We start from the raw sequence: 19,468 nt of genomic DNA on the forward strand, positions 1-19,468 counted from the left end.
TCTATGCAGCTGGATACTTTTTTACATCATCTCCATTTTTCTATCGATGAAATTATGCCGAATCATGAAGTGGACTGGGCAGATGCACCACTTCCTTATAAATTATATCGAAATGTACCTGTCATCCCTCTCTCTTTAGAAATTTCATTATCTTTACCTAACTCTTCTACTACACCTACTTTAAAGAAGATTGGTCATTACCTTGGGTACTCATTCGGTTTAACTCAGTTATGTCAGCTAAATAGCGAAAAAATTTTATTCCGAAGATCTATCCCTTCAGGTGGTGCTTTATATCCGAATGAATTGTATATATATTTAAAGATTGACGATTATCCAGACGGCATTTACCATTACGATGCCGCGCATCACCGGCTTGTTTTACTTCGTGAAGGAAATTTCGATTCTTATCTTTCGGAAGCACTTGGCAACCGTTGTAACATACAGTCTTGTTTTGGCGCTGCATTCGTATCCACTATGTTTTGGAAAAACTTCTTTAAATACAATAATTTTTCGTACCGGCTTCAAGGCTTAGATAGCGGTGTTCTCATCGGACAATTACTTGCATGTGCCAAACAATTTGGCTACACAAATGGCGTATATTTTCAGTTTTTAGACCGCGCAATCAATCATTTACTCGGACTGCCAGAAGGCGAAGAAAGCGTGTATGCTGTTGTTCCTTTAAGTACAGAACCGCAAACTGGTTGGTTTCACAATGATTACCATGAAAATAAAACAGTTACTTCTCATGAGTTGTTGCAACAAATTCCGCCGTTAGCACACGAACATTTCGTTCGATCAAAGCAAGTAGATAAACATCCTATGATAACCAAAATAAATGAAGCTTCTATGATCGAATCGACAGCACACTTCCACACACTACATCATGAAGAGCACTATCAACATCATGCGCACGCTGTACAGTTGCCGCAAGTAGAACGGTTATCGTATGATTTCTTACAACTTTGTAAAGAACGGTATTCCCCTGATGCTGACTTTACTTTCACGAAATGGGATGCAGCCGAGCTCGCTACTTTACTACAAGAAGCGCGCCTCTCCTTCCCTTATTACAACGACCTTGATGGTCAGTATGTAAATGAAAATGCGCGCGTCTCCTTATATGGATGTTTTTATAACGTAAAAAATATAGAAAACGGTGCTTACGCTTATAACAGTAAAACGCATTCCATACAACCACTTCGATATGGAGACCTTCGTTATCCCCTTCAATCTAGTATGACGATGGATAACGTGAATCTTTTTCAAGTACCGCTTTGCCTACATGTAGTCGGAAAGAAAGATTACTATACACGTGCATTAGGCTATAGAGGGTACCGTATTCACCAAATGGAAGCTGGCATACTCGTCCATAAACTCGTTTTCGCCGCAACCGCGATGGGGATGGGCGGTCATCCATTACTAAGTTTTGATACAAATTCATGTGATCAGTTATACGGGATAGATACTGGAAATGAAACGTCTCTTATTCAAATTCCTGTTGGGGCGTATCGAGCGCGGAATTGGTTAAAAGGGGATTTGCGTAATTAGAAGCACGCCGGTGGACGGCGTGCTTTTTTACTAGATTAATTTAAAAATACTCTTAATTTGTCTAGCAAATAACCAATTTTTCGTACCGTAGTTATCATTTAAACTATCTAAATTAATAGATTGTCCGTTAGCAAACTTTAATTCTAACGTTGTATTTTTGTCATTTGTTTTTAAATTACTATTTGTAATGGCATCATACTTTAATTTTTCAATCTCAATATATTCGTCTTTTTCTTGTCCGATCACGACATGGTCTTGGAAGAAGAACAATACTTCTACTTTCTTACCGAAACAAAATACATTTTTCGTATAAATTAATGTCGCATTATCAAGTCCGACGCATACTTCTTTCATCTCTTCAACAACGTTTCCAAAGTCTTCTTCCTGTCTTGCGTTTGATTCAGCAATCCATTCTTCGATTGTTTTCATGTTAATTGCCATACTGTGCCCCCTGGTTCGTTCAATGCTTTATTAAAAAATAAATACTATATGAAAATATAAGCGATAAGTACTATGTTTTCAAGGGTGAACGGTATATTCAAAATAAAGTTAAATTTCAAAGTAATATACTAGGAGCATCGATTTCATTATATTTTAAACGTTTGAACGAGACATTCTTCATCATCAATTAACTGTGTTTTCTCATCAAATGTGATGTTTAGCTCCCTATATACTTTCTTCCAAAAAGAAACAGCTGGTACATTTTTCACAAGTTCGATAACGAAATACTGCCCTCGTTTCTCTTTTAGTACATTCGCAATAACTTGTTTACCGATTCCTTTCCCCTTGTACTGATTCAATATGAAAATGTCATTTATACCAAAGTCGTTTTCCTTCTTCAAAAAAGGACGTTCCAGTAGTAATAAAAATCCTACAATCTCATTATCACTTTTAATAAAATACGGAGTGATTCCGTCATTTTCCCAAAACATGTGCAAATCTTCGTATTCAAAAAATCCATTTGCCCCAATCTTTATATTAGGAGTGAATGTAGAGAGATCATGAAGATATAGTGCGTACAGATTACGTAATATTTCTTTTTCAGATTCTTGAACGGTTTGAAGTGCTACAAACATTTTTAATAATCCCCTTCCCTATATGTAACTGTTTCTCCCTCTTTATTATTCGCTAAAAAAGTTTACCTACCTTTGCAAAAAAATAGCACTTAAAAAGTGCTATTCCGCTCGTCTTGCCGCTTGCTGAATTGGATCCCAAACGCTGTTATATGGTGGTGCGTAACTTAAGTCGACATCTTCTAAATCGTGAATGCTCATTTTATTGAAAAGCGCCATTGCAATCACATCAATCCGTTTATCTACACCTTCTTCTCCAATTACTTGTCCGCCTAATAATTGTTTCGTGTCAGAACGATATAGTAATTTCAAATAAAGTGGTTTCGCATTTGGATAATAGCCCGCCATATTTGTTGAATCTACTTTGACTGTTTTATATGGGATATGTAGCCCTTTTGCTTCTTTTTCATTTAAGCCTGTTCTTGCGAGCGTCAAATCCATAAATTTAATAATACCTGTACCTAACGTACCCTTAAATGCTCTTCGCTTATCAAGCATATTCAGTCCAGCAAGTCGCCCTTGTTTATTTGCAGTCGTTCCGAGCGGGATATGATCATGAATTTCCTTTATAACGTGGTAATGTGTTGCGCAATCACCAGCTGCATATACGTCCTGCACATTCGTTTGCATATATGTATTTACTTCGATTGCCCCTTTATGATTTGTACGTATATTTGTTCCTTCAAGAAAATCAGTATTCGGCTTCACTCCAACAGATACTAAAACAAGATCCGCTTTATACGTACCTTTATCCGTTTCAATTTGTTCCACTCTTTCGTTTCCTTTAATCGCTTTTACATTTTCATTTGTTAAAATTTCAATATGATGTTTATCTGCTTCTTTATGTATATACTCCGCCATATCTGCATCATAAATTGTACCGATATGATCATTTCTCTCAATCATTCTTACTTTCTTACCAAGTTCGACGAATGTTTCTGCCATCTCAAGTCCAATTGCACCGCCGCCAATAATCGTTACATCTTCAACTTTATTCGTCTCTAACGTTTTTAATATGCGCTCAGCATCCGGAATTGTTTTTAAAAGATGAACGCCTTGTAAATCTCGTCCTTCCCATTCCGGCATAACAGGGCGTACTCCAGTTGCAACTAGTAAACGGTCATATGGAAATTGAAAAATATCTTTCGTCTCTGTATGCTCTGCGTACACCATTTTCTTTTCCGTATCGACTTTCGTTACTTCATGACGCACTTTCGCATCAATTCCGTATTTATCACGAAACGCCTTTACATTGCGCGCGATTAATTTTTCTGTTGAAGCGATAGCACCACTAATGACATACGGTAATCCACACTGCGCGTACGAATAAATTTCACCTTTTTCTAATGTTACAACATTTGCATTTTCATCGTTTCTAACAATTTGCATAGCTGCACTCATACCAGCTGCATCTCCACCAATAATGACATAGTTCACTTTACCACTCCTTATTTTTTACATACTCTTTACGTTTTCCATATTTTATAGAAATAACACCTACTCCCATTGTAAAGAAAGAGAATTCCATCTTCAAATTTGGTGCACGAACCTATGCCTTAATAGGTAATCGTCGTGTCTTAAAAACAACATGTTTAATATGCTATAACAGTTACTATTGAAAGTAGGTGAAACATACATGTGCGCCGGCCTTCTCGCCCAGCTTCCAGAGGAACCACAAGAACCAAAAGAACCGAAACCCGCTCTCTCACTTGACCAAGAATTTTCCATTAATGCAACAATATATAGTGCCCGTGCTTGGTTATCTAACGATGATACGTTTGCGCAAGATATTTGGAAAGCTACCCAATTCGCTTCAGCATCACATGCTGGCAAGTCCATCTTTCCAGTCGGTTCTGTTAAAATTATGAACTTTTCTGATGATACAATAACCGTTACTGCCTCACCAGAATCAGATCATGCGCTCAAAATAGTCGTGCCACCCCATTCCGAGGCAGCTCTAACGTCTGGTCCTTTATCCCATATACAAGCTAGTACATCAGGAGGATCAAGCAAAGTCACATTTCTCTTTCACATCTTTTTCTCAAGGGATCCTGGTTCAGATAAATAACCATAAAAAAGGTACAGTTATGCACTGTACCTTTTTTCACGTGTTCTATTCTCTTGATTTGATGAGTTCAACATTATAAGATTCAATATCTGTTAGCTTTCCTGTAAAATACGGATTTTCTCTATACCAAGACTGTTTTGAGAAATACGCTTGCATATCTTTCGTTTGAAACATGTGTCCATGTCTTGCGTATATTTCATTTCTCGCTATTTTCAATTGTTCTTTCGATAAATATGTTAAGTCTGCACTCGTTAGTTTTCGAATATCACTATCCGGTAAGATGAAACCATTATATACATACCGAGTCGCGGAGGGAGGAGTAACATTATAAACAACTGTTTTTTCTGTACTCTTCTTGTGGAATGGAAGATTATAAGACGGTAGTGCCGTTACCGTTTCTACCTTCGTCGTCTCCCTTCCATTTTCTCCATTTCGTTCTAAATAAATCGTCGTACTTCCATCAGTTGCTACCGGTCCCCACTTAATTTCTTCTCCAGCCAGAGCTGTAACTGGCTTTTGATTCACATACAATGTTGCACCAGGTGCATTCGTTTGGACAGTAATATATTGCCCTTGCAACGTTAAATCTATCGTTACATTATTTTGACCTTGTTTTATAAGTACAACCTTTTCTTCACGTGATAGTTTTACATAGTCATTTTTATATTCTGCTTGAAACACTTGAGCCCCTGGAAGAAACGGTCCATATTGCTTCTCAAACTTTTTGTCATCAGACTTATCAATTTCTTTTCCGTTCATTTTTAAAGATGTACCTTTTTCATTTGTAAGCACCGTCGTATAATACGTCTTCGCTTTCAATTTATACCGATCAAAGATAAAGAAATACTTTCCGTCTTTCGTTAACGAAAAGTCTGCTCTTTCAATTCCATTCCCTTGTTTTTCACCTATCCTCAACTGTTCTTTCAATTCATTCAAGTAAGATGGATTTTCTTTTATATACGAAAATAGCGGCATTAGACTCTCTCTCGTTGCAATAACTGATGGATCATCTGCCGTGACGATTTCAGCTAACTTCTCCCCGTCCCTCTCTTGTACAATAGTAATCATTCGATCTACTTGTGCCGCCTGCTTATAATACGATGATCCGTACAAATACAGTCCCACAATCACTACAGCAAGTAATGTTAAGAGTGTAATGCCAAATTTTGTACCGCTGCTCATTGTCTTCTTTACTACAAGACTTTCCCTCTTCTGACCGCAGTTTTGACAAAATTGCACACCGTCTTCAAAATGAGTCCCACACTTTGTACATACATTCATCCATTCAACCACCTTTTCTTTAGAGGCCAGTTAATCCCTGAGTAATGGTTTGAATTATCGTGCTAATGTAAGACCAAAGTACAATGAATGTTGCGATTCCAATTAAAACATTTGCGATAATAAGTGTGTAAACAAGATCTAATCCGCCGTTGTCTAATTTTAATATGGCAACAGTTACACTAATCCCTATATAAGTTGTAGCTACAGATAATAATATTGGTAAGAAAAAGATTAATAGAAAACTAAAAAGAAAAGTAAGAACTAATATAGCGATAGCCGGCGTTGCTATCGTTCCCCATACGCCAAATACTTCAAGAAATGAAAAAGAAGATTTCATCATCTTACCACTTACAAAAATAATAAATCCGACAAACAAAGTTAAAATCAATAAAAAGAAAAAGACCGTTACAGCTTCTCCAAAAAATGTAAGAGTAGAAACATCTGGCACTAACGTTCTCGTAACTGCTGCCCCAGCACTCATCATTCTATAAAAAATACATGCCCCTAAAAAACAAATAAGAACAAGACTTACAATTCCATTTCGTACTTCAACCTTGCCGCTTTTCATAATCGCTGTCGGTGCTTTGAAAGCATGTTTAAAGAACTGAAAATAGCCACTTGCAAACCGCTTCGCTTGCTCTACTGTTTCATTTTGTCGAGTTTCCTTTTTTGGTGCTACGCGTGCTTGTTGCTCACCTTCTTCTTGTGCACCACTCGCTACTGCTTCCTCCGTCAACGAATGTCCACACTTTCCGCAAAATTTTGCCTCTGCTGCATTTTCCGTCTGACACGCTGGACATTTCATTCTCTCATTCCCTCCTTAAGCAGATACCATATAGGGTGTTACAAGTTCAATATATGACTTTGTACATAAAACATGACTACAAGAAAAAGATTATGAAATCCTTCTTTCAAAAGAAATATATGTGCTAGCAATCTTGAAAAATAATGCTATTATGAAACAGAACAAATAACATTTTTAACAGATTGGATGACTGGCAATGGAATTGGTAAACTCAATTTTTCAAATACTCCTTACAAGCGTAATCCAATTATTTTCTTTAATTGGCGTTATCATTGTAATTGGATTTCTATTAGGCTATTTAGAATCTCTCACACGCATGTATTGGTCGAGAGCTTTCGGAAGAAAAGGATTCCTTTTAACGGCGTGGATCGGTGTTCCTATTCATGAACTTGGACATGCCATTATGTGTGTACTATTTCGTCATAAAATTGTAGCAACGCAGTTTTTCCCAACAGATACAAGTCAAGGTGCTTTAGGCTACGTACAGCATCAATACAATCAAAAAAGTGTATATCAACGAATTGGGAACTTCTTCATTGGAATCGGTCCTATTATTTCTGGTATTACTGCACTAATCCTTTTAATGCGCTATTTCGTACCAAATTCATATTTCTTATTTAGTACCACTCTCGAAAAAACAATCGCTTCTACTTCTATTAATATAGAAATGGTTCAAAACATGCTCTTGTCGACGTTCGTATTATTGAAAAGCTTATTTACAATAAGTAATTTATTGAATCCTTCCTTTTGGCTATTTTTATTTATCGCCATTTGTATTTCTGCACATATCGCTTTAAGTAAACCAGATATTAAAGGATCAATAGACGGTGTCATCGTCATGTTTATCGTATTATTTTTATTCAACATAATCGCAGGACTATTTCAGTACGACAGTAACCAGCTAATCGGCAAAGTGATAAAGTATAATATGTACCTCATCGCATTTTCTAGTGTGGCACTACTGTTCTCTTGTCTTTCTACACTTGTTAGTTTTGGGTTTTATAAAATAAGAGGAGGGCGTTCTTTTTGAACGCCCTCCTCTCATCACTTATTGTTCTTATAATCACAATGCTCAACCGGAACACGAGCGTGCCCATCTTCATCTGTACACCATGACTGCGACTGGAAGGCAAGAAAAATACCGATCCATGATTCTTCCTTTTCGAAGTGAATGAGTATACCTCCGTCTTGCCATATACCATTATCACCTTTCCATTTCTCTACATTCCCTTGGTTCATATGAATATCGTGTATACCGTTTCCTGGTTCGAAATGGAAGTAAGAATCCGGTGTATTTTCTTCTGGCCCCCATCTTTCACCAAATGCGTAAATAATCGCTTTTTCTTCTATCGCTCGTTTTATATAACGTTCTATTTTTTCATTTAAATCATTATCAACACCTGCTTTTTCAGCAGGTAAAGGAATCATTTGTTTCGATTCAAATACATTACCTCTTACGTAGTCTAAAGCTACTTTCGGTTCATTGTTTTTTATTTCTGTAAAACCGAATGGTAATGTCGGTAAAATATTAATTGCTTCTGACCGAATATTGTCGCTCGCAAAATATAAAACTTCTGACGGATAACTTTGCGATTTGACGTTAATTGCAATACGATAATCTACTTCTGCTTCACCTTGTAAATGAACTTGATAATGAGGTGTTTTCCCTTTTCCAATCTTTGATTGTATAACTGTACCTTTTAACACGCCGTAGTTTTTTAGGGGCATACATTTCATCTCCTATTCATTTAGTAGAAGCTTTTCATATTTAAAACATTATCCAATCATAAAGAAAATCCTCCTATGTTAGGAGGATTTTTAATTTCTCAACATATACCAAACAATAACCTCTACCACTACTAGCAAAATTGCACCAAAGATCATTAACGTCGTCTTCTTTAACAATTCATTTTCACGATAAGGAATGTTACATAAATACGCCCCTAGTGTAATCCGTGACGGGCAAGCGATTGTCGCTACTGACGATGCGGTGTTTTGCAGTGTTGTGACGTATTGCCACGGAAGCGCTACGTTTTGCGCAGTTTGCATTTGTAGTTTTATAAACATCGCATTTGATCCGGCGTTACTACCTGTTAAAAAGCCACCGATTCCGCCGATAAACGGGGCAACGAAAACGAAAAACGTTCCAAATGTTTCACCAGCTGTTTTTGCCAGTAATGAATGCATGCCAGATGCACCCATTAGTTCTGAAATGGCGATAAACATCGTCGTTGTAATCGCAAAAGGAATCCATTGTTTTATCGTTTGCGAGAGTGATTGTTTAATAATATGAGATGGAATACGGAAGAAGATAATAGTAAATAAGCATGTCATACCGAGCCAAAATCCTGGTGAATATAGTAGCTCTAGCTTGTAAGAGTATGATTTCAAATCAAGAACGGCATATGATCTGAATACATCATGTAATGCTGGTACGAGGCGAGAAAGCAAAATACAAACAGTTAAGAATATATAAGGGCTAATAATTTTTATAATAGATACTTCTATCTCCGTTGCTGCAGCATGTTCTGTTATTAAATTTTGCTCACTTTTTCCTTTTAATTTAATGATAAGAAAGCCAAATGTAATTGTAACGATAGAACTTAATATACCTGCTAGTTCAACACTTACGTATGCGTTAGAAAGATAGATTCCGAGAGAAAATAATAGAAAGAAACCGAATCCTTCTTTCCACTTTTCAATTACGGCCCGCCAGCCACCAACAACGTGTAAAGAAAGAATGACGAAATAAGCAAACATCGGAATACTTAGTAGTGCCGTATTTGCACCAAGTGTTGTAAGCGGCATATTTATTAGCTGCGAACCGATAATCGTACCAGTTGCCATTGCGCCCCACGAACTAGCTAGTAAGCCGATAAATGAAAGCAGTACAGCCTGAAACGGTTTATAGCCCAATGATAGAAAGATAGGTGCTGCAACCATGAAGCCAATTCCGAACCCACTTACTGATTCGATTAGCGGACAAATACCAAAACACATAAGGAGCATTTGTAATAAACGATCGTGCGTCACTTCTTCTAAAAAACGCGCTACTTGATCGATGTACCCCATTTTGTTCATGAGGTGAAATAAAAAAATACCGAAAAACAAAACGTACCCAACAATAAAACAAATTAACCAACCTTTAATCGTTGCGTGCACAGTTTCACTTATCCCTAGTTGAAACGTTGGCGAGAGTAAAACGATTCCAACAGACACAACGTAAGCAATTAAAGAGGATCTTAATGACGTTTGTTTAAATAAAAATAAACAAATGAAAATCATCATAATTGGGATAAGTGCCAACAATATGGCCATGTTATCATCTCTTTTCATTAAAAATACAATTTTTAACTATTATATAACAGATGTCATAATTTTCAATTGTTTTTACAACAGGTTCAAAAAAGGAGCCAAATGGCTCCTTTCACTCCCATTTTCTTTTATCCTGAAAAACGCTCTGCTGTCTGACTATTTTATCTAACAAAACAAACACAATATAAGCACATATTACTTGCAATACAACATTTCCAAATTTCATTAATTCAAATGAATGGATCCATCGAAATAATTCGTTTAATAATACAATCGAAACGATACTAAATAGTTCTATACTAATCGAAAATATACATATTTCTAAAATAGATTGCTCTTGAATGCGATTTAAGTTGGAAAAGATAAATACATATCCTATAAATAGAGCCATCAATTCTATTTTCGTCATGCTAATGAGCCAAGCGTATAGTGGTACAGTTAAAAGAAGATATAGTAGTTTTCGTCTTAGCATGCTTTCTCACCCTCTAAGTTATATGTATTTTCTGTATATTTTAACATTTATTACGTAAAACAAAAAGAAGAGACTTATGCCTCTTCTTTTTGTTTTGTTGCCTGTATTAATTCACATATTTCTTCTCGCTTTTCATTTTCTAACAGCTCAATGACTTTACTTCCAACGACTACTCCATCACATATTGTAATCATTTCTTCTACATGTTCCTTCGTTGAAATACCGAACCCTGCCACTACCGGTAAATGCGTATGTGATTTTACTTTTTCTAAGTAACTATGAATCTCACCTTTAAAGTTTTGACGTACTCCTGTTACGCCTGCTACTGTAACGGCATAGACGAATCCTTCTGATTCACTCGTAATTTTTTCGATTCGCTCAATTGGGCTCGTTACGGTAACGAGTGGAATTAGCGCAATGTTTGCCTCTCGAAGTAACGGAGCAATAATATTTTGCTCTTCATACGGTAAGTCTGGAACGATGATGCCGTCTACACCTGCTTCTATACAGTTTTCGATGAATCGTTCTTTTCCGAATGCGAGTACTGGATTTAAATATGTCATGAGTACAAACAGAATTTGCACTTCTTTCCTTACCTCTATCAATGCTTGAAAAATACCTTTTACTGTTACACCGCTATCTAGTGCTCGTTTCCCTGCTCTTTGAATCGTTGGACCGTCTGCGACTGGATCTGAAAACGGGATGCCAATTTCAACGATGCTCGCTCCTGCTTCATCTAGAAAACAAATTCTTTCTTTTAATTTTTCAAGGCCACCATCTCCGCCCATTACGTACGGAATAAATGCTTTCTTACCATTTTCAAACGCTGCTTTAATTTTTTCTACTCCCATTTTTTACACCTCTTCCATATAACGTTTTATACTCTCTACATCTTTATCCCCGCGACCAGATAAACAAATGACAAGTCCTTTGTCTTTCTTCATTTGCGGCGCTAATTTTAATGCGTATGCGACAGCATGTGAGCTTTCTAACGCCGGAATAATCCCTTCTTTTTTCGTTAATAATTGAAATGCTTCTAACGCTTCTTCGTCTGTTATTGAATGATACGAAACGCGTCCAATATCTTTTAGCAAGCTATGTTCTGGCCCAACACCTGGATAATCGAGTCCCGCTGAAATAGAATGCGCTTCTTGAATTTGTCCTTCTTCATTTTGCAGAAGGTACATCATTGATCCGTGTAAAACACCAACGCTTCCTTTCGTTAAAGTAGCTGCGTGCTTTTCTGTATGAACACCTTTCCCAGCTGCTTCTACGCCGTAAAGAGCGACTTCTTCATCGTGTAAGAACGGATAAAACATGCCCATCGCATTACTACCACCACCAATACATGCAACGACTGCCTCTGGTAATTTCCCTTCTAACGCTTCATATTGTTTTTTCGTTTCTTTCCCAATTACACTTTGGAAATCACGAACAATTTGCGGGAATGGATGTGGTCCAAGAACGGATCCCATAATGTAGTGTGTATCGTGTACATGTGAAACCCAGTAGCGAAGCGCCTCGTTTACCGCATCTTTTAATGTACGGCTACCTGCCGCTACGCTTTCTACTTTCGCTCCGAGTAATTCCATTCGGAACACATTTAATTTTTGACGTCTCACATCTTCTTCTCCCATAAAGATGACGCATTCTAATCCGAGTAGGGCACATACAGTAGCTGTTGCAACTCCGTGTTGTCCTGCTCCTGTTTCAGCGACAACTTTTTTCTTGCCCATTCGTACTGCAAGTAGTGCCTGACCGATTGTATTGTTAATTTTATGAGCTCCTGTATGGTTCAAATCTTCACGTTTTAAATAAATCTTTGCACCGCCGCAATACTTCGTCATATTTTCAGCGAAATAAAGCGGTGTTTCTCTTCCAACGTACGTTTTTAAATAATGATTTAATTCCTTTTGAAACGCTTCATCTTGCATCGCTTCTTTATACGCTTCTTCTAGTTCTAATACAGATTGCATTAACGTTTCTGGAACGTATCGTCCTCCATATATACCGTAGTGACCTTTTTCATCTGGATATGCGTAGTTCATTTGGAACACTCCTTCGCTTTTATAATAAATTGTTTTATTTTCTTTAGATCTTTCTTTCCTTCTGTCTCTACTCCGCTACTTACATCGACCATGTATGGCTGAATAGTTCGAATCGCTTCTTCTATATTAAGTGCATTTAATCCACCAGCTAATATCGTTTTCTCTCGCAACTCTTTTGGCATATGCACAAGTAGTTCCCATGAAAATTTCTTTCCATTTCCTCCGTGAAACTTTTCTTTCGGGCTATCAAACAATATATAATCCGTTTCATATGTTTGAGCATCTTTCATATCGTCCTCCGAAGTCACTCCGAGAGCTTTTATAGACGGAATATTCAATCTTCTGATTTGGTGATTATCTTCATCCCCATGTAGTTGCACATGCGTTAACCCGCATTCATCTGCAATTTTCTGTATTTCTTCTACTGATTCATTTACGAAAACACCGACCTTTAACACGTTTGCTGGAATCTCCTCAATGATTTCTTTCGCTAGCCCTGGAGTGATTTTCCGCTTACTTTCTGCAAAAACAAATCCGAGTGCATCTGCTCCGTATTCACAAGCACGCTTTGCTGTTTCAACATCAGTGATGCCGCAAATTTTCACTTTCATATGTTCACCTTACAGTCTTCGAAAAAGGTACTTATAGAAGATGATGTCATAATTGCTTCTCCAACTAATACACCTTTTGCTCCCGCTTTTTTAACACGGATAATATCTTCCTTTGAATGGATCCCGCTTTCACTAATCCAAAGTAATTTCTCCTCGTTTAATCGTTTTCCAAGCTTTTCTGTTTGGCTTAAATCAACTTCGAATGTTTTTAAATTACGGTTGTTAATACCGATAACGTGCGGATTTAATTGGATTGCAATTTCTAATTCCTGTTCATCATGAACTTCAACAATCGCTTCTAATCCTTTTTCTAGTACGTAGCTGTACAGCTCTTTTAATTTTTCTTTCGTTAACGCCGCTACGATTAGTAAAATAATATCTGCACCAGCTTCATACGCTCTATCAATTTGAATCTTATCGATTATGAAATCTTTACATAAAAGCGGAATGTTACTTTCTCTTCTTGCCGTTTGTAAATCATGAAACGATCCTTTAAAAAATTGACCGTCTGTTAAAACAGAAACTGCTCCTGCGCCGCATTCTTCATATGTTTTCACTTGTTTTCGTACATCAACGTGTAAATTAATATCTCCTTTTGATGGTGATGCTCGCTTTACTTCTGCAATGACAGTAAACTGCTGTAACGCTTCTACAAGTGAATGTGTCTTTCTAATTTCTTTTAATGGTGTATACGTTTCATATAATGCCGCAACTTCCTTTTTCTTTTGGTCTACAATTTTGTCTAAAATCGTCCCCACTTTAATTCACCCTTTCTAATTTTTCATTGCTTGCTGCAATTAATAAGTTTAGTTTGGCTAATGCTTTTCCAGAGTCAATGCTATGTGCCGCTAGTGTAATTCCTTCTTCGATCGTTTCTGCTTTTCCATTTGCGAAAAGGGCTAGACCTGCATTGAATAAAACTGTATCGCGGTAAACACTCTTTTCTCCTCTTAATACGCCGAGCGTAATCTTTGCATTTTCTTTCGAATTCCCGCCTCTAATCTCTTCATTGTTCACTATTGAGAAACCGTATTTCTCGGGTTCAATACTCGTTTCTACTATTTCATTATCTTTTAAAATGACAACATGATTTTCTCCTTGCAATGATGCTTCATCTAAAAATCCACTTCCGTTTACAACAAGCGCCTGCTTCCTTCCTAGTTTCTGTAATACTTGCGCAACTGGTAGTAACATATCTCGTTTATAAATGCCGACAAATTGTGTTTCTAAATTCACCGGATTTGTTAAAGGGCCAATTAAATTAAAGATCGTCGGTACATTTAATTCTTTTCTTATTTTCATAATGCGCCTTAATGCTGGATGCATAGCTGGTGCGAATAAAAATGCAATGCCGACATGCTCTAATAAATAATCAATTTCGTTTGGCGTACTGCTAATATTTACACCGAGTTCTTCTAATAAATCGGCACTTCCTGTTTTACTAGATACAGCACGGTTACCATGTTTTGCAACCTTTACGCCAGCTCCTGCCAGTACAAATGCCGATGTTGTACTAATATTAAACGTTTGTGCACCGTCACCACCCGTTCCGCAATTGTCCATTGCTCCTTGTATATGGTTCGAAAACGGTAATGCCTTTTCGCGAAGAGCTCGAACAAGGCCGTATATTTCTTCTGCTGTTTCACCTTTCGCTTTCAGTAATACTAAGAAGGCTGCAATTTCACTTTCCAATATGTTTTCATTTAATAAAAGAAGCCCTGCTCTATACATTTCCTCTTCTGTTAAATGTTGTCCCTCCACTAATTTACGAAGATAGTTATTCATACTCTTTCCTCCTCCTTCACTTCTGTTAAAAAGGCACGTATTAACTTTCCGCCTTCTTCTGTCGCGATTGATTCTGGATGAAACTGTAATCCGAATAGCGGATAATAATTGTGACGAACTGCCATAATTTCTCCGTCGTCCATCGCTGTCGCTAGTATGTCAAAACACTCTGGCAAACTCGTTTGTGCTGCAACAAGGGAATGGTAGCGCATCGCTGTTAGCGGCTGGGTCACGTATGAAAAGATTGACGTTCCATTATGTTTCACACGAGATGTTTTTCCATGTTTAATGCGCTCCGCTCTAACAATTTCTCCTCCAAATGCTGATATAATCGCCTGATGTCCGAGGCAAATACCTAGTATGGGAACGTTCTTATAAAAATGACGAATCACTTCGATACAAATGCCAGCATCCTCTGGTTTTCCTGGTCCTGGTGAAAGCACAATTCCTGTTGGATTCATCCCTTCTAGCTGTTCTATCGTTATTTGATTATTTCTTACGACTACAATATCTTCTTCGTATTCACCTAACAGCTGATACAAGTTATATGTGAATGAATCATAATTATCAATTAGTACAATCATTTCATTACCTCCAATAGCGCTCTCGCCTTATTTAACGTTTCTTCATATTCAGCTACTGGGTCTGAATCATAAACAATTCCCGCTCCTGCCTGAACGTATGCTTTTTCATCCTTTACGACCATCGTTCGAATGGCAAGTGCCATATCAAGATTTCCAGAAAAACTAACATACCCAACTGCACCGGCGTATACATTTCTTTTTTCATTCTCTAGCTCATTTATAATTTCCATCGCTCTAATTTTCGGAGCACCTGACACTGTTCCTGCTGGTAGGCAATACGCTAATGCATCAAATCCACTCATTTGTTTTCGCAATATTCCGTAAACTTCAGATACAATGTGCATAACGTGAGAGTATTTTTCTACTTTCATATATTTATCTATCGTCACGGATCCAATTTCGCTCACTCTGCCAATATCATTTCGCCCAAGATCTACAAGCATCATGTGCTCCGCTCGTTCTTTCTCATCTTCTAACAGTTCTTTTTCGATTTCCGCATCTTCCTGCTTTGTTTTCCCTCTCGGCCTCGTACCCGCAATTGGATTCGTCATCACCTTATCTTCTCTAACTGATAACAAGCTTTCCGGCGAAGAACCGAGTACAATATAATCTTGAAAATCGATATAAAACATATACGGTGACGGGTTTGCAATGCGAAGTTTTCGGTATAGCGCGAAAGGATCACCAATACATTCACTTTGCAAACGCTGTGACAGTACGACTTGGAATATGTCCCCGGCTCTTATATGTTCTTTCGCCGTTTCTACCATCTCACAAAACTCTTTTTCCGTTATAGAAGAAGTGAATGATAATGTTGACCTTATTTGAATTACTTCCACTGCTTCTCCCTGTAACACTTCCTCTTTGTATACTTGCAACCTTTCATATACTTCTTCATAAGAAGCTGAATCGTCTTCCCTGCATACATATACAAATGATATTTTTTGGCGTAAGTGGTCATACACGATAAACTCACGGTACAGTAAAAGGTGTACTTCTGGAATATTCAATGGATCGTGTAAATCTGTTCCAATGTTTTCATATTGCCGAATGACGTCATAACCAATATAACCAACTGCTCCTCCGCAAAATGGGAATGGACTGTCTACTTGCGCTGACTTGATTACTTCTTCTAACACTTGTATTACGTTACCTTGCAGCTTTTCTGTTTGGCCATAAATCGTTCGTTCCACTTCCGTACCAACGCTTTTCACTTCACCATACGGGTTACATCCTAAATATGAATAGCGTCCTTTATCTTGATGAAGCTGGGAGCTTTCTAATAAAAACTTTTTCTTTCCCTTCATACGTCTATATAAAGAAATTGGCGTAATGCTATCTCCTTCTTCTTCAGCGATTACTACAAATGTTCTTCCCTTTTCTTTTTGCTTCATAAATTCCTCTTTTGTCATCATGCCTTTCACCTCAATCTGAAAAATAAAAAAGTCCTCTACATATCGAAAATATGTAGAGGACGATAAATTTACCGTGGTACCACCTCATGTTGGACGCAAAAGCATCCGCTTTATTCAGGTACAAAATATATACCTTATCCTTGTAACGGCGGAACCCGGGTTGCCTACTGAAAATAATTGTTCAGCATACCTCTCGTAAGCCCATTCCGTATATGGCACCGCACCGGGCTCCCACCTATCCCCGGCTCTCTGTAACGTCTCCAATATACGTACTCTTCTTACTTCAACGATTTCATTTATTTAATTTTTTGTACACAAAAAGGGAGTACTCATCCTATAGAAAGGACGGGTACTCCCGTGGTGCCACCTTAATTCGTTACAAATGTAACGCACTTTACCGTATCAAAAACAATACGTGTCTCTTGTATCGATGAGATCATGTCGCCAAAGCCTACTTCTTTCGTTTCGGTTTGGAAGCTCCGAAGCCCATTCCACATCAATCCCATACTGATTCGCACCAACCATCAGCTCTCTGACATGTTCATCATGTGTACTCTTCTTCATCAACGCTTGCATTTTTTTAAGTTGCACTCATTATAGACCTAACTTTTTTCATAAGTCAATACTTTTAAAAGAATTTTATTTTTCTCTCCTTTCAATATTATATTGACAAAACAACCTCTTTTTATGTAAATATAATAAATACTCTATTAAAAATAAGGTTTTTTGCATGAATATTATATATTAAAAAAGTAAAATGATGTCAAAAAACGCTTACATTTCTGAAAATTCATATTTCTGTATGGATTTTTCAGAATAATCATGATAGATTATAAATATGCATAACGCATCAAAAGACATGACAAAAGGAAGGGGAACTACATGAGTACGCAGATGTTAACTTTAACTTCTATCTCTATTTACATGCTCGGGATGTTAGTAATTGGCTATTTCGCCTACAAACGAACATCCAACTTAACAGATTATATGCTTGGCGGGCGTACACTAGGCCCCGCAGTAACAGCATTAAGTGCTGGAGCAGCTGATATGAGTGGTTGGCTTTTAATGGGATTACCCGGTGCAATGTTTAGCGTTGGATTAAGTAGTAGTTGGATTGCGATCGGCCTAACATTAGGCGCATACGCAAACTGGATCTATGTCGCTCCTCGCTTACGTACCTACTCTGAAATTGCAAACAACTCTATTACTATCCCAGAATTTTTGGAACACCGTTTCCACGACAAATCCCATATGCTACGCCTAGTATCTGGACTTGTTATTATGATATTTTTCACGTTTTATGTAGCTTCAGGATTTGTCTCTGGCGCTGTATTATTTGAAAATTCATTTGGACTCAATTACCATGTTGGTCTTCTTATCGTTGGTGGAGTTGTCGTAGCTTACACATTATTTGGTGGTTTTTTAGCTGTAAGTTGGACAGACTTCGTGCAAGGAATCATTATGGTAGTCGCTCTTATTCTTGTTCCAGTCGTAACAATTATGCACGTAAATGGACTTGGTCCAGCATTTGAAACAATTAAATCTATCGATCCGGCATTATTAGATATTTTTAAAGGTACTTCTGTATTAGGAATTATTTCATTATTCGCATGGGGCCTTGGTTATGTTGGACAACCACATATTATCGTACGCTTTATGGCAATTTCTTCTGTAAAAGAAATTAAAAGCGCACGACGTATTGGTATGAGCTGGATGATTTTTTCTGTTGTCGGAGCTATGTTTACTGGCCTTATCGGTATTGCATACTATTCAAAAGCAGGTTTAAAACTTTCTGATCCAGAAACGATTTTCGTTGAACTTGGCACTATTTTATTCCATCCACTTATTACTGGATTTTTATTAGCAGCTATTTTAGCAGCGGTTATGAGTACAATTTCATCTCAGTTACTCGTTACTTCGAGTGCTATAACAGAAGATTTATATCGTACATTCTTTAAACGTTCTGCTTCTGATAAAGAACTTGTATTTGTCGGTCGTATGGCTGTTCTTGTTATCGCTTTAATTGGATGTGCATTAGCACTTAAACAAGATGATACGATTTTAGCTCTTGTTGGATACGCTTGGGCTGGATTTGGTTCTTCATTCGGACCTGCTATTTTATTAAGCTTATATTGGAAACGTATGACGAAGTGGGGCGCACTTGCTGGTATGATTTCTGGTGCCGCTACAGTAATTATTTGGACTCAATTCAAATTCTTAAAAGAATTCTTATATGAAATGATTCCTGGTTTCACTATTAGTTTACTAGTAATCGTAATTGTTAGTTTACTAACACAACCTTCAAAAGAAGTTGAAGAGCAATTTGAGGATTTCGAAAAACAACATAGTCATAATCTATAAAAAGAAAGCTCTGCTGTTATGATAACAGCAGAGCTTTTTTACAGTTCGACAATCTTCTTCTCAAATTTAACAAATTCTTTATGTTTCGTTAAATTTAACATAACA

19 protein-coding genes and 2 other annotated features are annotated in these 19,468 nt (G+C 37.3%); of the genes, 4 read left to right on the forward strand and 15 right to left on the reverse strand.

The genetic code is table 11. The features are described 5' to 3' along the window. The first annotated feature begins 3 nt into the window (after nucleotides 1-3). Nucleotides 4-1,545, forward strand: coding sequence for a SagB family peptide dehydrogenase (locus ILS93_RS14265; RefSeq protein WP_222660735.1), 1,542 nt, complete (start codon nucleotides 4-6; stop codon nucleotides 1,543-1,545). A 30-nt stretch (nucleotides 1,546-1,575) separates the two neighbouring features. Here the strand turns inward: ILS93_RS14265 and ILS93_RS14270 are convergent, their stop codons facing one another. The 3 genes from ILS93_RS14270 to ILS93_RS14280 form a co-directional block, all read right to left on the reverse strand. Beyond that, nucleotides 1,576-1,986 (reverse strand): DUF3908 family protein, encoded by a 411-nt coding sequence (locus tag ILS93_RS14270; RefSeq protein ID WP_222660737.1) that lies wholly within the window; start codon nucleotides 1,984-1,986, stop codon nucleotides 1,576-1,578. 146 nt (nucleotides 1,987-2,132) lie between these two features. After that, nucleotides 2,133-2,621: a GNAT family N-acetyltransferase gene (locus ILS93_RS14275; protein ID WP_064476773.1), complete on the reverse strand. Its 489-nt coding sequence runs from the start codon at nucleotides 2,619-2,621 to the stop codon at nucleotides 2,133-2,135. 99 nt (nucleotides 2,622-2,720) lie between these two features. Next, nucleotides 2,721-4,055 (reverse strand): FAD-dependent oxidoreductase, encoded by a 1,335-nt coding sequence (locus ILS93_RS14280; protein WP_222660738.1) that lies wholly within the window; start codon nucleotides 4,053-4,055, stop codon nucleotides 2,721-2,723. Between the two features lie 199 nt (nucleotides 4,056-4,254). On the opposite strand from ILS93_RS14280, the gene ILS93_RS14285 reads away from it, so the two are divergent. After that, on the forward strand, nucleotides 4,255-4,686 hold the full coding sequence (locus ILS93_RS14285; RefSeq protein ID WP_064476775.1) for a hypothetical protein: 432 nt from the start codon (nucleotides 4,255-4,257) through the stop codon (nucleotides 4,684-4,686). A 45-nt stretch (nucleotides 4,687-4,731) separates the two neighbouring features. On the opposite strand, the gene ILS93_RS14290 is transcribed toward ILS93_RS14285, so the two are convergent. After that, nucleotides 4,732-5,967: a TcaA 3rd/4th domain-containing protein gene (locus ILS93_RS14290; protein WP_064476776.1), complete on the reverse strand. Its 1,236-nt coding sequence runs from the start codon at nucleotides 5,965-5,967 to the stop codon at nucleotides 4,732-4,734. 19 nt (nucleotides 5,968-5,986) lie between these two features. Beyond that, nucleotides 5,987-6,772, reverse strand: coding sequence for a zinc ribbon domain-containing protein (locus ILS93_RS14295; protein ID WP_064476777.1), 786 nt, complete (start codon nucleotides 6,770-6,772; stop codon nucleotides 5,987-5,989). 196 nt (nucleotides 6,773-6,968) lie between these two features. Here ILS93_RS14295 and ILS93_RS14300 point away from each other — a divergent pair, with 196 nt between their 5' ends. Continuing rightward, the gene (locus ILS93_RS14300; protein WP_088048338.1) at nucleotides 6,969-7,802 is read left to right on the forward strand and encodes a hypothetical protein; all 834 of its coding nucleotides are present in this window, start codon (nucleotides 6,969-6,971) and stop codon (nucleotides 7,800-7,802) included. A gap of 14 nt (nucleotides 7,803-7,816) precedes the next feature. Here the strand turns inward: ILS93_RS14300 and ILS93_RS14305 are convergent, their stop codons facing one another. The 10 genes from ILS93_RS14305 to trpE all read right to left on the reverse strand — a co-directional run bounded on the left by ILS93_RS14305 (nucleotide 7,817) and on the right by trpE (nucleotide 17,002). Then, nucleotides 7,817-8,500, reverse strand: a complete 684-nt coding sequence (locus ILS93_RS14305; protein ID WP_064476779.1) for a DUF2278 family protein — start codon at nucleotides 8,498-8,500, stop codon at nucleotides 7,817-7,819. Nucleotides 8,501-8,590: 90 nt separating this feature from the next. Then, nucleotides 8,591-10,090, reverse strand: coding sequence for an L-lactate permease (locus ILS93_RS14310; RefSeq protein WP_222660740.1), 1,500 nt, complete (start codon nucleotides 10,088-10,090; stop codon nucleotides 8,591-8,593). A gap of 109 nt (nucleotides 10,091-10,199) precedes the next feature. Continuing rightward, entirely contained in the window at nucleotides 10,200-10,559 is a 360-nt protein-coding gene (locus ILS93_RS14315; RefSeq protein WP_222660742.1) for a DUF4029 domain-containing protein, read from the reverse strand. Between the two features lie 74 nt (nucleotides 10,560-10,633). Continuing rightward, entirely contained in the window at nucleotides 10,634-11,410 is a 777-nt protein-coding gene (gene trpA / locus ILS93_RS14320; protein WP_222660744.1) for a tryptophan synthase subunit alpha, read from the reverse strand. A 3-nt stretch (nucleotides 11,411-11,413) separates the two neighbouring features. Next, the gene (gene trpB, locus ILS93_RS14325) at nucleotides 11,414-12,607 is read right to left on the reverse strand and encodes a tryptophan synthase subunit beta (protein ID WP_222660746.1); all 1,194 of its coding nucleotides are present in this window, start codon (nucleotides 12,605-12,607) and stop codon (nucleotides 11,414-11,416) included. Next, the gene (locus tag ILS93_RS14330) at nucleotides 12,604-13,218 is read right to left on the reverse strand and encodes a phosphoribosylanthranilate isomerase (RefSeq protein ID WP_064476783.1); all 615 of its coding nucleotides are present in this window, start codon (nucleotides 13,216-13,218) and stop codon (nucleotides 12,604-12,606) included. Before ILS93_RS14330 ends, trpB begins: the two co-directional genes overlap by 4 nt. Continuing rightward, a complete protein-coding gene (gene trpC, locus ILS93_RS14335; protein WP_064476784.1) occupies nucleotides 13,215-13,976 on the reverse strand; it encodes an indole-3-glycerol phosphate synthase TrpC in 762 nt (253 codons plus the stop codon). The genes ILS93_RS14330 and trpC overlap by 4 nt, the downstream gene beginning before the upstream one ends. A gap of 1 nt (nucleotide 13,977) precedes the next feature. Then, nucleotides 13,978-15,003 (reverse strand): anthranilate phosphoribosyltransferase, encoded by a 1,026-nt coding sequence (gene trpD, locus ILS93_RS14340; protein WP_064476785.1) that lies wholly within the window; start codon nucleotides 15,001-15,003, stop codon nucleotides 13,978-13,980. Beyond that, complete coding sequence (locus tag ILS93_RS14345) at nucleotides 15,000-15,587, reverse strand: aminodeoxychorismate/anthranilate synthase component II (RefSeq protein ID WP_064476786.1); 588 nt, start codon at nucleotides 15,585-15,587, stop codon at nucleotides 15,000-15,002. The genes trpD and ILS93_RS14345 overlap by 4 nt, the downstream gene beginning before the upstream one ends. Continuing rightward, the gene (trpE, locus tag ILS93_RS14350; protein WP_222660748.1) at nucleotides 15,584-17,002 is read right to left on the reverse strand and encodes an anthranilate synthase component I; all 1,419 of its coding nucleotides are present in this window, start codon (nucleotides 17,000-17,002) and stop codon (nucleotides 15,584-15,586) included. Before trpE ends, ILS93_RS14345 begins: the two co-directional genes overlap by 4 nt. A gap of 52 nt (nucleotides 17,003-17,054) precedes the next feature. Beyond that, nucleotides 17,055-17,298, reverse strand: a binding site (T-box leader). A gap of 42 nt (nucleotides 17,299-17,340) precedes the next feature. Further along, nucleotides 17,341-17,578, reverse strand: a binding site (T-box leader). 306 nt (nucleotides 17,579-17,884) lie between these two features. Here trpE and putP point away from each other — a divergent pair. Beyond that, nucleotides 17,885-19,363 (forward strand): sodium/proline symporter PutP, encoded by a 1,479-nt coding sequence (putP, locus tag ILS93_RS14355; RefSeq protein WP_048561494.1) that lies wholly within the window; start codon nucleotides 17,885-17,887, stop codon nucleotides 19,361-19,363. Nucleotides 19,364-19,468: the final 105 nt, after the last annotated feature.

This window comes from Bacillus sp. 16GRE42, assembly GCF_019837435.1.
Taxonomy (GTDB): domain Bacteria; phylum Bacillota; class Bacilli; order Bacillales; family Bacillaceae_G; genus Bacillus_A; species Bacillus_A wiedmannii.

Excerpts from the sequence above, each read along its gene's own strand:
- ILS93_RS14275 (WP_064476773.1), bottom strand. The coding sequence starts at position 2,621 with ATGTTTGTAGCACTTCAAACCGTTCAAGAATCTGAAAAAGAAATATTA.
- trpB (WP_222660746.1), bottom strand. The coding sequence starts at position 12,607 with ATGAACTACGCATATCCAGATGAAAAAGGTCACTACGGTATATATGGA.
- ILS93_RS14330 (WP_064476783.1), bottom strand. The coding sequence starts at position 13,218 with ATGAAAGTGAAAATTTGCGGCATCACTGATGTTGAAACAGCAAAGCGT.
- ILS93_RS14310 (WP_222660740.1), bottom strand. The coding sequence starts at position 10,090 with ATGGCCATATTGTTGGCACTTATCCCAATTATGATGATTTTCATTTGT.
- ILS93_RS14265 (WP_222660735.1), top strand. The coding sequence starts at position 4 with ATGCAGCTGGATACTTTTTTACATCATCTCCATTTTTCTATCGATGAA.
- ILS93_RS14345 (WP_064476786.1), bottom strand. The coding sequence starts at position 15,587 with ATGATTGTACTAATTGATAATTATGATTCATTCACATATAACTTGTAT.
- ILS93_RS14295 (WP_064476777.1), bottom strand. The coding sequence starts at position 6,772 with ATGAAATGTCCAGCGTGTCAGACGGAAAATGCAGCAGAGGCAAAATTT.
- trpA (WP_222660744.1), bottom strand. The coding sequence starts at position 11,410 with ATGGGAGTAGAAAAAATTAAAGCAGCGTTTGAAAATGGTAAGAAAGCA.
- ILS93_RS14290 (WP_064476776.1), bottom strand. The coding sequence starts at position 5,967 with ATGAATGTATGTACAAAGTGTGGGACTCATTTTGAAGACGGTGTGCAA.
- ILS93_RS14305 (WP_064476779.1), bottom strand. The coding sequence starts at position 8,500 with ATGCCCCTAAAAAACTACGGCGTGTTAAAAGGTACAGTTATACAATCA.
- trpD (WP_064476785.1), bottom strand. The coding sequence starts at position 15,003 with ATGAATAACTATCTTCGTAAATTAGTGGAGGGACAACATTTAACAGAA.
- ILS93_RS14300 (WP_088048338.1), top strand. The coding sequence starts at position 6,969 with ATGGAATTGGTAAACTCAATTTTTCAAATACTCCTTACAAGCGTAATC.
- ILS93_RS14270 (WP_222660737.1), bottom strand. The coding sequence starts at position 1,986 with ATGGCAATTAACATGAAAACAATCGAAGAATGGATTGCTGAATCAAAC.
- ILS93_RS14315 (WP_222660742.1), bottom strand. The coding sequence starts at position 10,559 with ATGCTAAGACGAAAACTACTATATCTTCTTTTAACTGTACCACTATAC.
- putP (WP_048561494.1), top strand. The coding sequence starts at position 17,885 with ATGAGTACGCAGATGTTAACTTTAACTTCTATCTCTATTTACATGCTC.
- ILS93_RS14285 (WP_064476775.1), top strand. The coding sequence starts at position 4,255 with ATGTGCGCCGGCCTTCTCGCCCAGCTTCCAGAGGAACCACAAGAACCA.
- trpE (WP_222660748.1), bottom strand. The coding sequence starts at position 17,002 with ATGATGACAAAAGAGGAATTTATGAAGCAAAAAGAAAAGGGAAGAACA.